Here is a 13099-nt window from a genome sequence, read left to right as displayed (position 1 = left end):
CGGCTGGCCTCGGGCTATGCCCCGGCCATGCCTCCGTCCCTCCCTTCGTCCCTCCCTCTGGCCGACCTGCCCGTCACCGAGGCCCTGCCGGGACTCACCTCCGCGCTGCGCGCCGGCTCCAATGCCGTGCTCATCGCCCCGCCCGGCGCGGGCAAGACCACGCTGGTGCCGCTGGTGCTGAAGGAGGAAGACTGGGCCTCCGGGGGCAAGCTGCTGGTGCTGGAGCCGCGCCGCGTCGCGGCCCGTGCCGCCGCGCGACGCATGGCCGAGCTGCTCGGCGAATCCGCGCCGGGCGGCACCATCGGCCTCTCCACCCGGCTCGACCGCGCGGTCTCCGCCGCGACGCGGGTCGAGGTGGTGACGGAGGGGCTGCTGGTGCGCCGGCTGCAATCCGACCCCGGCCTCGATGGCGTTGCCGGCGTGCTGTTCGATGAGGCGCATGAGCGCAATCTCGACACCGACCTGGCGCTCGCCCTCTGCCTCGACCTGCAGCGCGCCTTGCGGCCGGAACTGCGCCTGCTGGCCATGTCGGCGACACTGGATGGCGGCGCCTTCGCCGGCTTGCTCGGCGCTGGTCCCGGCGCGCCTGAACGGCGCGAGGGTATCGGCGCGCCTGAACGGCGCGACGCGCCGACCATCGAGAGCCTCGGCCGCGCCTGGCCCGTCAGCATCGAGCATCGCCCGCGCGACCTCGCCGATCCGCGCGACCTGCCGGAAGCCATGGCCGGCGCCATCCGCACGGCGCTGCGGGCGCATGAGGGTGATGTCCTCGCCTTCCTTCCCGGCTGGGGCGAGATCCGGCGCACCGCGGAACGCCTTTCGGGGATCGAGGCGGATGTGCTGCCGCTGCATGGCGAGATGCCGCCGGCCGAGCAGGACCGGGCGCTGACCCCAGGTCCGCGGCGCAAGGTGGTGCTCGCCACCTCCATCGCCGAGACCTCGCTGACCGTGCCCGGCGTGCGCATCGTGGTGGATGGCGGCTTCCGTCGCGCGCCGCGGCTCGACCCCGCGACCGGGCTGACGCGGCTCGTCACCGTGCGCATCAGCAAGGCGGCGGCCGAGCAGCGCGCCGGCCGCGCCGGCCGCACCGCGCCCGGTGTCGCCATCCGCCTCTGGTCGGAGGCGCTGCATCGCGGCCTCGCCCCGCAGGACCGGCCGGCGATCCTGGAGGAGGAGCTGTCGGGCCTGGCGCTCGATCTCGCCGCCTGGGGCGCCGCGCCGGGCGATCTCGCCTGGCTCGACCCGCCGCCGGCCGGGGCGCTGGCCGCCGCCCGCAGCCTGCTACGCGACCTCGACGCGCTGGATGCCGAGGGGCGCATCACCGCGACCGGCCGGCGCATGGCCCGGCTCGGCACCCATCCGCGCCTCGCCCGCATGCTGGCCGCCGCCGAGGGGGAGGGGGAGGGGGCGCTGGCCGCCGACCTCGCCGCGCTGCTGGAGGAGCGCGATCCGATCCGCGGCCGCGAGGCGCCGAGCGATGTGACGCTGCGCCTCGACCTGCTGCATGGCGGCGATCATCCGAATGCCGATCGCCCGACGGTGCAGCGCATCCGCCGCGCTGCCGCGCTGCATCGCCGCCGGCTCGGTCTGCACGGCGGCACCCATCCCGAGGGCGATCCCGGCGCCCTGCTGGCCGCCGGCTTCCCCGACCGCATCGCCGCGGTGCGCGGCGTGATGGCCGGCGCCTTCCGCCTTGCCTCCGGCCAGGGGGCGCGCCTGCCCGCCACCGATCCCTTGTCCAAATCGCCGCTGCTGGCTGTCGCCGATCTCGAATTGCAGGGCACCGAGGCGCGCATCCGCATGGCCGCGCCCCTCGACCGCGCCGTGCTGGAGGCGCGCTTCCCCGAGCGTTTCCGGCGTGAGGAAGGCGCCGCCTTCGATGCCCGCGCCGGTGCCGTGCTGGCCCGCCGCCGCCTCCGCTTCGGGCCGCTGGTGCTGGAGGAGCAGCCGCTGCCCAATCCCGACCCCGCTTTGGTCGCCGCCGCTCTGGCCGCGGCGGTGGCGGAACGCGGCCTGCGCGACCTGCCCTGGACTCCAGCCGCGCGGCAGCTCCAGGCCCGGCTGCGCTGGATGCGGGGAGTGGAGGGCGAGGCCTGGCCGGACGCTTCGGATGCGGCGCTCGCCGCCACGGTGCAGGACTGGCTCGCGCCGCATCTGCACGGCCGGTCGCGCCTGGCCGACCTCGCCGGGCTGAACCTGCCGGATCTGCTGCTGGCCGGCCTGCCCTGGGATCGCCGCCAGCGGCTGGATGCCGCGCTGCCCGCCCGCCTCCCGTTGCCCGCCGGGCGCAGCGCCGCCATCGACTATACCGGCGAAGTGCCGACCCTGGAGGCGCGGCCGCAGCACCTCTATGGCCTGACCCGCCTGCCGCCCCTGGCCGAGGGCCGCGTGCCGCTCCAGGTCGCGCTGCTCTCCCCTGCCGGCCGGCCGGTCGCCGTCACCGGCGATCTCGCCGGCTTCTGGCGCGGCGGCTGGCTGGAGGTGCGGAAGGAGATGCGCGGCCGCTACCCGAAGCATAATTGGCCTGAGGACCCGGCCAGTGCCGCCGCCGACCCGCCGCGGCCCGGGCGGCCGGCTTGATCCTGAGCAAGGAATGATCCAGCCCTGGCCCTTAGATGTAATGGAAGCGCAGGAGGCCGACCATGCTCAGACCGTTCCGCCGGACCCGATACGTCTCCCATCTCGGGGATGAGGTGCCGCCGCGCGAGCATCGCGGCGCCGTCCTGCCCGAGGAGGCAGCCGATGCCGGCGGCCTCCGCGACCGGGTCTCGATGCTGGGCGGCCTGTTGCTGATGCTGGCCCTGGTCGCGGTACTGACCTTCCTGGCCCGGCTCCTGTTGGCGCCGTAATCCTCGGGGCCATCCCGGGCGGCGAAGCAAGGGCAGGAGGTTGAAGGACCGCATCCATCTTCCCAAGATGCAGGGCGACTCGCCGCTTCCTCCCCCAAGGACCCTGCCTTTGAACCCCCCCTGCCTGCAGCGCCGCCATATCGGCCTTCTTGCCGCTGCCCTGCTTTCCGGTTGCGCCACCGTCCCGGGGCCGGCCAGCGCCCAGCGCGGCCTGCTGCCCGATTTCGCCGACCTGGCCGAGCGGGTCCTGCCGGCTGTGGTCAATATCGCCGTCACTGCCGAGCAGACCGCCACCCAGCTTCCCCCCGAGCTGCGCGGCACCCCGCTCGAGCGCTATTTCCGCGACCGGCTGCGCAACCGGCGGCAGGAGGTTTCCGGCGCGGGCTCCGGCTTCGTCATCGACCCGACCGGCTACATCGTCACCAACAACCATGTCGTCGGCAGCGCGACGCGCGTGGTGGTGGCACTGCAGGATGGCACCGAGCTTGCCGCCCGCGTCGTCGGCACGGATGAGCTGACCGACCTTGCCCTGCTGAAGGTCGAGCCGCGCGTGCCGCTGGCCGCGGTGTCCTGGGGCTCCTCCTCGACGACCCGGGTCGGGTCCTGGGTGCTGGCGGCGGGGAATCCCTTTGGCCTGGGCGGCACCATCACCTCCGGCATCGTCTCCGCCCGCGGGCGGGAGATCGGCGCCGGACCTTTCGACGATTTCATCCAAACCGACGCCGCCATCAATCCGGGCAATTCCGGCGGGCCGCTGTTCAATGCCGCCGGCGAGGTGATCGGCATCAATACCGCCATCTATTCGCCCTCCGGCGCCTCGGCCGGCATCGGCTTCGCCACCCCCTCCGACCTCGCCCGGCCGGTGATCGAGCAGCTGCGGCGCGACGGGCGGGTGGAGCGCGGCTGGCTCGGCGTCTCGGTCCAGGATCTGGTGCCGGAGGATGGCCGCGCCGCCCGCCGCGGCGTGCTGGTTGCCGGCATCGAGCGCAACAGCCCGGCCGGCCGCGCCGGGCTGCGCCAGGGCGATGTGGTGGTGGCGATCAATGGCGACCGGGTCGAGACCTCCCGCGCCCTGGTCCGCACCGTCGCCGCCGTGGCGCCCGGCCAGACCATCCGCCTGACCGTGCTGCGGGAGGGGCGGGAGCGCGAGTTGCCCGTCCAGGTTGGCCGCCGGCCCGGCCAGGGCTAACAAGGCAGCGATAAGGATCGAGGACGCCATGCGCATTCTGCTGGTCGAGGACGACGCCGAGGTCGCCCGCTTCGTCCGCAAGGGGTTGCAGGAAGCCGGCCATACGGTCGAGCACGCGACCAACGGACGGGACGGGCTCTTCCTCGCCGCCTCCGAGCAATTCGACATGCTGGTGCTCGACCGCATGCTGCCTGGCGGCGTCGATGGCGTCCGGCTGGTCGAGACGCTGCGCAGCCAGGGCAACCGCACGCCGGTGCTGTTCCTCTCCGCCCTCTCGGCGGTAGATGAGCGGGTGAAGGGCCTGAAGGCCGGCGGCGACGACTACCTGACCAAGCCCTTCGCCTTCGCCGAGCTGCTGGCGCGGGTCGAAGCGCTGGGCCGCCGCCCCTCGGTCGATGCCCCGGCCACCAAGCTGCGCGTCGCCGATCTGGAACTCGACCTGCTCTCCCGCACCGTGACGCGGGCGGGCAAGCGGATCGATGTGCAGCCGCGTGAATTCCGCCTGCTGGAGCATCTGATGCGCCATGCCGGCCAGGTGGTGACGCGCACCATGCTGCTCGAGAAGGTGTGGGACTACCATTTCGATCCGCAGACCAATGTCATCGACGTGCATGTCTCGCGGCTGCGGCAGAAGCTCGACAAGGGCTTCGACCGGCCGCTGATCCATACCGTCCGCAATGCCGGCTACATGATCCGGGCCGAGCCCTGAACCAGACTCTGGCGCCCAGCCTGCCCGGGCCGCCACGGCTGCTGCGCAGCGCGGGCTTCCGCTTCGCGCTGCTGTTTGCGGCGATGTTCGCCTCGGCTGCCATTGCGCTCGTTGCCGTGCTCTGGTGGGCGACGGCCGGTGCGCTCGACCGGCAGACTGATGCCGCCATCCGGGCCGATGCCCTGGCCCTGGCGGAGCGCTGGCGCGAGGCCGGTGCCACCGGCCTCGCCGAGGCGATCGAGGAGCGGCTGGCGGTCGATGTCGAGAATGAGTCGATCTACCTGCTGATGGAGGCGGAGGGCACGCGGCGCCTGGCGGGCAATCTCGACCGCTGGCCGGGCACCACCCCGGCCGAGGGCAACTGGTTCCGCACTCGCGTCCTGCATGACGGCATCGCCGCCGAGGCCCGGCTCTACCGGGTGGAACTCCCCGGCCTCCGGCTGCTGGTCGGGCGCGACGAGTCGGAGCGCGAGCAGCTCCGCCGGCTGCTGACCGAGGGCGTGCTCTGGGCCTCCGGCGCCGTGGTGCTCTTCGCCCTGCTCGGCGCCTGGCTGCTGCGCCACGCCTTGCAGGCGCGGATGTCGCTGGTCTTCGCCACCACCGCGGCGATCGCCGGCGGCGATCTCGGCGCCCGCGTCGCGCTGTCCGGACGGGGTGATGAGTTCGACCGGCTGGCTCAGACCCTGAACGCCATGCTGGACCGGATCGGCACCCTGATGGAGGGCGTGCGCGGCGTCTCCGACGCCATCGCCCATGACCTCCGCACGCCGATCGCCCGGGCCCGCGCCAAGCTGGAGGACGCGCTCTCGGACGCGCCGGACGAGGCGGCGCTGCGGGCGGCGGTGGAACAGGGGATCGCCGATCTCGACGGCATCAGCCGCATCTTCCAGGCCCTGCTGCGCATCGCCGAGGCCGAGGCCGGCGCCCGCCGCGCCGCCTTCGCCCCCTTCGACCTCGTGCCGGTCCTGGCCGATGCGGCGGAGATCTACGAAGTCGCGGCCGAGGCGCGGGAGCAAACCCTGGCCACCGACCTGCCGGAGCGGCTGGAACTGGTCGGTGACCGCGACCTGCTGCTGCAGGCGGTGGCCAACCTGCTCGACAATGCCATCAAATTCACCCCGGCCGGCGGGGTGGTGCGCCTCGGTGCCCGGCGGGTGCCGGAGGGGGTGGAGATCTCGGTGGCCGATGACGGGCCAGGCCTCTCACCCGACGACCGAAGCCATGCCGGCGAGCGCTTCTTCCGGGCCGACAAGGCGCGCGCCACCCCCGGATCCGGCCTCGGCCTGTCGCTGGTGCAGGCGGTGGCGCATCTGCATGCCGGCGACCTGCGGCTGGAGGATGCCAAGCCCGACGAGCCGGATGGGCGGGTCGGCCTGCGCGCCGTGATCCTGCTGCCGGCGCCATGACCGAAGCGTCATCCGCTGCCCACTGCTACATCAGGCGCCGGCGCCCAATCTGGCGCGCCATGCAACCGCTTCTCTCCTCGCCCGCCCTGTTGCTGGTGCTGGCCGTGACGGCGATGGCGGAGCCCGGGCCCCGCATCACCACCGACACGGCGGAGTACTGCCACAGCTTGGCCAACCGGCTCTCCGGCATGCCGGCGGCCTCGCGCGAGCCCTCCCGCTCGCTCGCGGCAGCGGGGATGAAGCTCTGCGGCGACGGCCATGTCCGCACCGGCATCGCCAAGCTGCGCCGCGCCGTGCGCGCCGCCCAGGCAGCCGCGCCCTAGACCATGATCGCGGATCATGGTCTAGGGTGTTGTGTGGTCGCGTGATTCATGCCTTCGGCCGTTCCAGCCTTCGGCGATCACGCTCTAGCCGCCCTCCACCGGCCGGGGCAGGATGCCCGCCGCATAGGAGGACGCGCCGGCATGAGCGAATTGCTCTTCGAGACCCAGGGCGGCATCGCCACCATCACCCTGAACCGCCCCGACAGCGGCAATGCCTTCACCACCGAGATGCTGGCGCTCTGGGAACAGGCGCTGCGCGAATGCATCCGCGACGACGCGATCCGCTGCGTGGTGCTGACGGGGGCCGGCCGCATCTTCTGCTCGGGCGGCGATGTGAAGCGCATGGCGGCGAATACCGCCGGCGGCCAGCAGCCCTGGGACCGGGCGAAATACCTGACCGACCATGTCCACCGCATCCCGCTGACGCTGATGGAGCTGGATAAGCCCTATCTCGTCGCGGTCAACGGCGCCGCCACCGGGGCGGGGATGGACATGGCGCTGATGGGCGACCTGCGCTTCGCCGCCGAGAGCGCGCGCTTCGCCGAGACCTATATCAAGGTGGGCTTCGTCGCCGGCGATGGCGGCGCCTGGATGCTGCCGCGGCTGGTCGGCACGCCGAAGGCGCTGGAGATGCTCTGGCTCGGCGATTTCGTCGGTGCGGCGGAGGCAGAGCGCATCGGCCTGATCAACAAGGCGGTGCCGGACGACCAACTCATGGCGCATACCTATTCGGTGGCGGAGCGCCTGGCGGCCGGCCCCACGGTCGGCATCCGGCTGATGAAGCGCATGGTGCAGCAGGGCCAGACCAGCAGCTTCCGCGATGCGCTGTCCTTCGCCGCCAGCTGCGTCGGCGTGGTCAGCGCGACCGAGGACCACCGCGAGGCGACGGCCGCCTTCGCCGAGAAGCGGAAGCCCGCCTTCCGTGGCCGCTGAGCTCAGCCGGCCGGACGCTCCCGCCGCTGGCGGTCCACGATCGCCAGGGCGCGGGCCATCTCGATCAACGTCTGCCGGACCGAGGCATCGGTGATGGCGGTGAAGGCCTGGACCAGGCTCATCACCCCCTCGGCGCCGAAGAGGGAGATGGTGTCCCGCCCGGTATGGCCGAGGAGATCGTCGACCGTGACGCCGCAGGTCGCGGCCCAGATCGGCAGGCGGTCGGCGCAGAGGCGGTTCTGCCTGCGTTCGTATTTCAGCACCTGCTGCGGGCTGACGCCGAGCGCAATGCCCATCTGCGCCATGGTCACGCCGGCATCCTGCCGCGCCTTGCGCAGGCGGTCGCTGAAGCTATCGTCCCGGCCCTGGGTATGGGCTGGCTTGGGCAGGGTCGTTGCAGCGTGCGCCATGGCGTGCAGTCACTCGGTATCAACCCTGGGACGATAGGCATTCTACCAAGGATTGCCTAGTCATTGGGCAGGGTATTCCCGAGATTTTGTCACCGATATGACGTAATGCAACAAAGTGGCAGGAAACCGTTCCGTTTCGTAATATTCCGTACATTCGAGCCGGCATCGGGCTGGCTTGGCGGGCATTGCCGCATCGGACGGCTGATTCACCCCGGGTTGATGCCGGGTCCCCATCGCCCTGCCGCTGGACAAAGCCTTGGATCAGGTGCGGGATAGGCTCCGCTGCTGGCGTTCCGGAAAGGAAGAACAATGCTCGACGGTACCGAATACCGCATCCCCTCGCTGCGCCATAAGGTCAGCCCCGAGGAATGGCAGGTCCGCGTGGATCTCGCCGCCTGCTACCGGCTGGTCGATCTCTATCACATGAGCGACCTGATCGCGAACCATGTCTCGGTCCGCGTGCCCGGCGAGGACGCCTTCCTCATCAATGCCTATGGCATGCTCTATGAGGAGATCACCGCCTCCTCCTTGATGAAGATCGATTATGACGGCAACATCCTGCTGAAGCCGGAATTCCCCGGCCAGGATTACGGCGTGAACCGCGCCGGCTTCGTCATCCATTCGGCGATCCACAAGGCGCGGCACGACCTCGCCTGCGTCGCGCATACCCATACCTATGCGGGCATGGCGATCTCGACGCTGGAATGCGGCCTGCTGCCGAATACCCAAACCAGCATGCGCTTCGCCCATATCAGCTACCACGACTTCAGCGGCGTGGTGCTCGACTTGTCCGAGCAGGAGCGGCTGGTGCGCGACCTTGGCAACAACAACGCCATGATCCTGCGCAATCACGGCCTGCTGACCGTCGGCACCACCATCCCGGAGGCCTTCAACGCCCTCCATCGCCTCGAACTGTCGTGCAAGACGCAGATCGCGGCGATGTCCTGCAACAGCCCGATGATCAAGGTCCCCGACGATGTCGTCGAGAAGACCTACATGAACTACCAGCCACATGTCCGCCGCCCCTTCGGCCTGCTCGACTGGCCGGCGCTGCTGCGCAAGCTCGACCGCATCGATCCCAGCTACCGGGACTGATGCGCCTTCTCCTCTCCGACGTCGCCGCCGACCGGCATGGCGCGCGCATCCGCGCCGCCGTGCCGGGGGTCGGGCTGGTCCCCGTCGTCGCCGAAGGCCCGTTGCCGGAGACGGCGGGCATCGGCACCGCCTTCATCACCCGCGACCTCTTCCTCGGCGGCACGCGCCACCGGCTGACGCCGCGCTTTCAGCGCTTCGTCGATCTGGTCCTCGCGGCACCCGATCTCCGCCGGGTGCAGACCTTCTCCGCCGGCACCGACATGGCACCCTATCAGGCGATGCGCGCGCGGGGGATCGAGGTCGTCAATGCCGCCGGGGCCAGCGCCGTGCCGGTAGCGCAGAGCGCGATTGCCGGCCTGCTGGCCCTGGCACGCCGGCTGCCGGCGGTGATGGCGGCGCAGCGCCGCCATGCCTGGGAACCGCTCTATGGCGCGATGGAGCCGCGTGACCTCAATGGCCAGCTCGCCCTCGTCATCGGGACCGGGCCGATCGGGCAGGAGATCGCCCGGCTTTCGGCCGTCTTCGGTCTCCATCCGGTCGGCATCCGCCGCGACGCCGCCGCCCCGCCGCCGCCCGGCTTCGCCGAGACAGCCTCCTTTGCTGCCCTGCCGACGCTGCTGCCACGGGCGGATTGGCTGATCCTCGCCTGTCCGCTGACCGAGACCACCCGCAACCTGGTCGATGCCGCCGCCTTGGCGCTGCTGCCGCCGGGCGCGCAGCTGGTGAATGTCGCCCGCGGCGGCGTGGTCGAGGAGGCGGCGCTGCTGGAGGCGCTCCGCAGCGGCCATCTGGCCGGCGCCTTCATCGATGTCTTCACCGCCGAGCCCCTGCCGCCGGACAGCCCCTTCTGGGACCTGCCCAACGTCATCGTCTCGCCCCATAGCGCCGCCGCCAGCGATGGCTTGGCGGAGCGGGTGGCCGAGATCGCCTGCCGCAACTTCGCCCGCTGGGCGGCGGAGGCCTGAGCCGGCCCGGGCTCAATCCACCGGCTTCGCGCCGTATCGCCTGGCTGCCTCGGTATAGCGCCGGGTGACCCGCTGGAGATCCGCCGTGAAGCTGGCCGGCGTCGCCGGGCGGGGCGCGAGGCCAAGGCTGCCGAACCGCTCGATGGCGGCCGGGTCGCCGACGATCGCCCGCATATGCGCTGCCACCTGCTCCCGCAGCGCCATGGGCATGCCCTTCCAGCCGAACAGGCCCGGGAAGCCTTCATTTTCCAGATCGGGGAAGCCCGCCTCGCGCACGGTCGGGATATCGGGCGCGACCGGCGCGCGGGTGGCGTTGCTCACGGCCAGCAGGCGCAGCTTGCCATCCCGCACCAGCGGCATGGTCGGCGTCAGCGGCACATAGGCGAGATCGAGCCGGCCCATGGCGACATCCGGCAGCATGGCGGTCAGGGCCCGGTAGTTCACGTAGCTGGCCTCGATTCCGGCGGCGCGGAAGAAGGCGTTGATGACGAGATAGGCGCCGGGCGCAGCTGCCCAGCTCATCCAGCCCGGGTTCCCGCGCGCCCTGGCGATCACGGCGTCGAAGGTGGTGGCGAGGGCGCCGGGCGGCACGACGAAGCCGAGGAAATCGGTCACCGCCGAGGCGATCGGCAGCAGCTCCGCCTCGGTGTCATAGGGCAGGGGCGCGAACATCAGCGGCGCGGCGGTATAGAGGCCGGAGGCGCAGAACAGCAGGGTGCTCCCCGGACGGCTCTTGGCAAAGGCATCGGCCGCGACCACGCCATCCGCGCCGGGGCGGTTGTCCACCACGAAGCTCTGCTCGTAGCGCCGCGCCAGGCCATCGGCCACCACGCGGGCGGCGGCGTCCACGCTGCTGCCGGGCGGCGAGGGCGTCAGGATGCGGATGGGCTGGTCCGGCCAGCGGCCCGTGGCATGACCCTGCGATGCAGGGACGAGCAGGACGGGCGAGGCCAGCAGGCCCCGGCGGCTCACCATTGGCATGTTTTCCTCCCCGGCGCGGTCTGTCGCCGCCGTTTGCATCAAAGATCCAGGACGAGGCGCTCGCCGCGGCTGCCGGAACAGCAGATCAGCATGGTGCCCTCGGCGAGGCGCCGCTCGGGCGGCAACAGCCCGTCCCGGTGATCGGGCTCGCCGGCGAGGACCCGCGCCTCGCAACTGCCGCAGGTGCCCTGCATGCAGGCGTAGCCGCAGTCGATCCCGGCCTCGAGCACGGTATCGAGGATGCTCTGGCCCGGCGCCACGCGCAGCTCGCGGCGCGATCGCGCCAGTTCCACGGTGAACCCGCCTTGCGTCGCGGGCGGCGCCTTGGCGGTGAAATACTCGACATGCACGCGATCGGGCGGGCGGCCCGCGGTTGCCGCCTCGAAGCTGGCCAGCATGGGCGCCGGGCCGCAGCAATAGAGATGCGCCTCGGCCGGAGCCGCGGCGACCAGGGCCGGGATGTCCAGCACGGCGCCGGCCTCGTCATCGCAATGCAGGTGGCAGTGGCCGCCGAGGGCGGCCAGTTCCGCGGTGAAGGCCGCATCCCCGCGGCTGCGCACGGCATGGTGCAGCGTCCAGCTGCTCCCGAGCGCCTGCAGCCGCGCGGCCATGGCAAGGAGCGGCGTGATGCCGATCCCGCCCGCGATCAGGACCGAATGGGCAGCCTGTTCCGCCAGCGGGAAGTGGTTGCGCGGCCCGTCGAGCTGGAGGACATCGCCAACCCGCACCTTGTCGTGCAGCCAGGCGGAGCCCCCGCGGCCAACCGGGTCGCGCTTGACGCCGAGGAGGTAGCGGCCCGGGTCGGAGCTGCCCAGCAGCGAATACTGCCGCACGAGGCCGTTCGGCAGATGCAGGTCGACATGGCTTCCCGCATCCCAGGCGGGCAGCGGCCGGCCATCCGGACGGGCGAGCTCGAACAGGCTCACCCCCGGCGCGGCATAGCGGATGGCCTCAAGCCTGACGGCGTGCATGGCGCGCTCAGTAGGGCAGGCTGCGCCAATCGGCACCGGCCGCGACCATGCCGCCACGCGAGCGGATGGCGCGGTAATCCACCGCCTCATGCCGGGCGCTGACCGGAGGCTTGCCGGCCTGGAAGTCCCGCGCGGCCTGCAGCAGCAGACGCCGCGCCCGGACGATGGCCTGGTCGGAGGCCGAGAGCTGTTCCCGGCTGCGATCGACGATGGGGCCCATGGAGAGCTCCACCACGAAATCCTCCATCACCAGCTCGCGGAAGCCGGTCGGATGGCCCTGCCGCATCAGCGCACGGTCCTGGCCCCACATATCCTCGGGCCCGCCGCGGACCTTGATCATCTCCATGCTGTTCGCATACTGGGCCCGCAGCATCGCCGCGACCGGGCGCTTCGTGTTGTACCAGAGGTACCACTGGATGGTGTGCTCGTCATCGACCGGCACCGCGATGATGACGGTGTGGTCGCCGTCCTGGCCTTCGTAATTCGGCGGGATCATGCCGTACCAGGGCATGACATATTCGGTGACGCGCGCCAGCACGGCGCCGTTTCCGGTGGGCCGCAGCGCCGCGGCGGTATAGCCATAGGTCTGGCTGTCGATCTCGTAGCGCATCACCACCTCGTTGGTGACGCGCGAGAGATCCCGCCCATCCTGCACCGTCTTGACCCAGGCCTCGTGCAGATGGCCGACATGCGCGCTGTCGATCGTCGCCTCCAGGCCCTGCAGCCAATTGACGCCGAGCAGCGTGCCGGCGACCACGGTCTGCTCCGGCGCGAGATCCATCCATTCAAAGGCCGGGCAATCCGGCGCGGCATCCTGGTCGCCGAGGAAGACCCAGACGAGACCGGCACCCTCGCGCGTGCGGTAATGGTTCAGCTTGACGGTCCGGCAGAACTCCGCCTCGCCACCCGGCTGCGTCGGCGCGCGGAGCACGCTGCCATCCACGCCGAAGCTCCAGCCATGGAAAATGCAGGTCAGCGCGCAGTCCTCGTTGCGCGCCAGCGCGAGGGAGGCGAGGCGGTGCGGACAGGCTTCGTCGAAGAAGCCGACCCGGCCATCCTCCGCGCGCCAAGCGATGAAATGCTCGCCGAACAGCGTGACCCGCACGGGGGCGCCGCCCGCTTCGAGCCGCGAGGACAACACCGCCGGCACCCAGTAATGCGCGCGCATCATCGCACCCATCGGGGCGCCGTTCGCGACGCGCGTCAGCAGCTCGTTCTCGGCCCTGGTGACCATCGGATGCTCCCTCACGCTTGTTCTCGCTGCCGAG

13 protein-coding genes are annotated in these 13099 nt (G+C 71.5%); 9 read left to right on the top strand and 4 right to left on the bottom strand.

What is annotated here, in order from left to right; translation table 11 throughout:
• Nucleotides 1-27 precede the first annotated feature (27 nt).
• The 7 genes from hrpB (at nucleotide 28) to JMJ55_RS14885 (ending at nucleotide 7409) form a co-directional block, all read left to right on the top strand.
• A complete protein-coding gene (gene hrpB / locus JMJ55_RS14915) occupies nucleotides 28-2580 on the top strand; it encodes an ATP-dependent helicase HrpB (protein ID WP_202826453.1) in 2553 nt (850 codons plus the stop codon).
• Nucleotides 2581-2642: 62 nt separating this feature from the next.
• A complete protein-coding gene (locus JMJ55_RS14910; RefSeq protein ID WP_202826346.1) occupies nucleotides 2643-2849 on the top strand; it encodes a hypothetical protein in 207 nt (68 codons plus the stop codon).
• 109 nt (nucleotides 2850-2958) lie between these two features.
• Nucleotides 2959-4038, top strand: a complete 1080-nt coding sequence (locus JMJ55_RS14905; protein ID WP_236033716.1) for a trypsin-like peptidase domain-containing protein — start codon at nucleotides 2959-2961, stop codon at nucleotides 4036-4038.
• A 28-nt stretch (nucleotides 4039-4066) separates the two neighbouring features.
• Nucleotides 4067-4747 carry a winged helix-turn-helix domain-containing protein gene (locus JMJ55_RS14900; RefSeq protein ID WP_111467902.1) on the top strand — a complete coding sequence of 227 codons (681 nt, stop codon included), beginning with the start codon at nucleotides 4067-4069 and terminating at the stop codon, nucleotides 4745-4747.
• A gap of 83 nt (nucleotides 4748-4830) precedes the next feature.
• Entirely contained in the window at nucleotides 4831-6153 is a 1323-nt protein-coding gene (locus tag JMJ55_RS14895; protein ID WP_202826345.1) for a sensor histidine kinase, read from the top strand.
• 59 nt (nucleotides 6154-6212) lie between these two features.
• Nucleotides 6213-6476, top strand: coding sequence for a hypothetical protein (locus JMJ55_RS14890; protein ID WP_202826344.1), 264 nt, complete (start codon nucleotides 6213-6215; stop codon nucleotides 6474-6476).
• A 141-nt stretch (nucleotides 6477-6617) separates the two neighbouring features.
• Nucleotides 6618-7409 carry an enoyl-CoA hydratase/isomerase family protein gene (locus JMJ55_RS14885; protein ID WP_202826343.1) on the top strand — a complete coding sequence of 264 codons (792 nt, stop codon included), beginning with the start codon at nucleotides 6618-6620 and terminating at the stop codon, nucleotides 7407-7409.
• 2 nt (nucleotides 7410-7411) lie between these two features.
• Here JMJ55_RS14885 and JMJ55_RS14880 read toward each other — a convergent pair whose 3' ends face one another.
• On the bottom strand, nucleotides 7412-7819 hold the full coding sequence (locus tag JMJ55_RS14880) for a helix-turn-helix domain-containing protein (RefSeq protein WP_202826342.1): 408 nt from the start codon (nucleotides 7817-7819) through the stop codon (nucleotides 7412-7414).
• Between the two features lie 309 nt (nucleotides 7820-8128).
• Here JMJ55_RS14880 and JMJ55_RS14875 point away from each other — a divergent pair, with 309 nt between their 5' ends.
• Together JMJ55_RS14875 and JMJ55_RS14870 are read left to right on the top strand one after the other, a co-directional pair.
• Nucleotides 8129-8914 (top strand): class II aldolase/adducin family protein, encoded by a 786-nt coding sequence (locus tag JMJ55_RS14875; RefSeq protein WP_202826341.1) that lies wholly within the window; start codon nucleotides 8129-8131, stop codon nucleotides 8912-8914.
• Nucleotides 8914-9879: a D-2-hydroxyacid dehydrogenase gene (locus JMJ55_RS14870; RefSeq protein ID WP_202826340.1), complete on the top strand. Its 966-nt coding sequence runs from the start codon at nucleotides 8914-8916 to the stop codon at nucleotides 9877-9879. Before JMJ55_RS14875 ends, JMJ55_RS14870 begins: the two co-directional genes overlap by 1 nt.
• A gap of 12 nt (nucleotides 9880-9891) precedes the next feature.
• Here the strand turns inward: JMJ55_RS14870 and JMJ55_RS14865 are convergent, their stop codons facing one another.
• From JMJ55_RS14865 to JMJ55_RS14855, 3 genes are read right to left on the bottom strand one after another with little or no spacing between them, the layout of a single operon-like run.
• Nucleotides 9892-10854 (bottom strand): Bug family tripartite tricarboxylate transporter substrate binding protein, encoded by a 963-nt coding sequence (locus JMJ55_RS14865; protein WP_202826339.1) that lies wholly within the window; start codon nucleotides 10852-10854, stop codon nucleotides 9892-9894.
• A gap of 44 nt (nucleotides 10855-10898) precedes the next feature.
• The gene (locus tag JMJ55_RS14860; RefSeq protein WP_236033715.1) at nucleotides 10899-11831 is read right to left on the bottom strand and encodes a PDR/VanB family oxidoreductase; all 933 of its coding nucleotides are present in this window, start codon (nucleotides 11829-11831) and stop codon (nucleotides 10899-10901) included.
• Nucleotides 11832-11838: 7 nt separating this feature from the next.
• Nucleotides 11839-13065 (bottom strand): Rieske 2Fe-2S domain-containing protein, encoded by a 1227-nt coding sequence (locus JMJ55_RS14855; protein ID WP_202826338.1) that lies wholly within the window; start codon nucleotides 13063-13065, stop codon nucleotides 11839-11841.
• Between the last annotated feature and the right edge of the window lie 34 nt (nucleotides 13066-13099).

The sequence above is a fragment of the Belnapia mucosa genome, assembly GCF_016775475.1.
In the GTDB taxonomy this organism is placed as follows: domain Bacteria; phylum Pseudomonadota; class Alphaproteobacteria; order Acetobacterales; family Acetobacteraceae; genus Belnapia; species Belnapia mucosa.
Note: the sequence above shows the minus strand (reverse complement) of the source record. Positions and strands in the feature narration are given on the sequence as shown.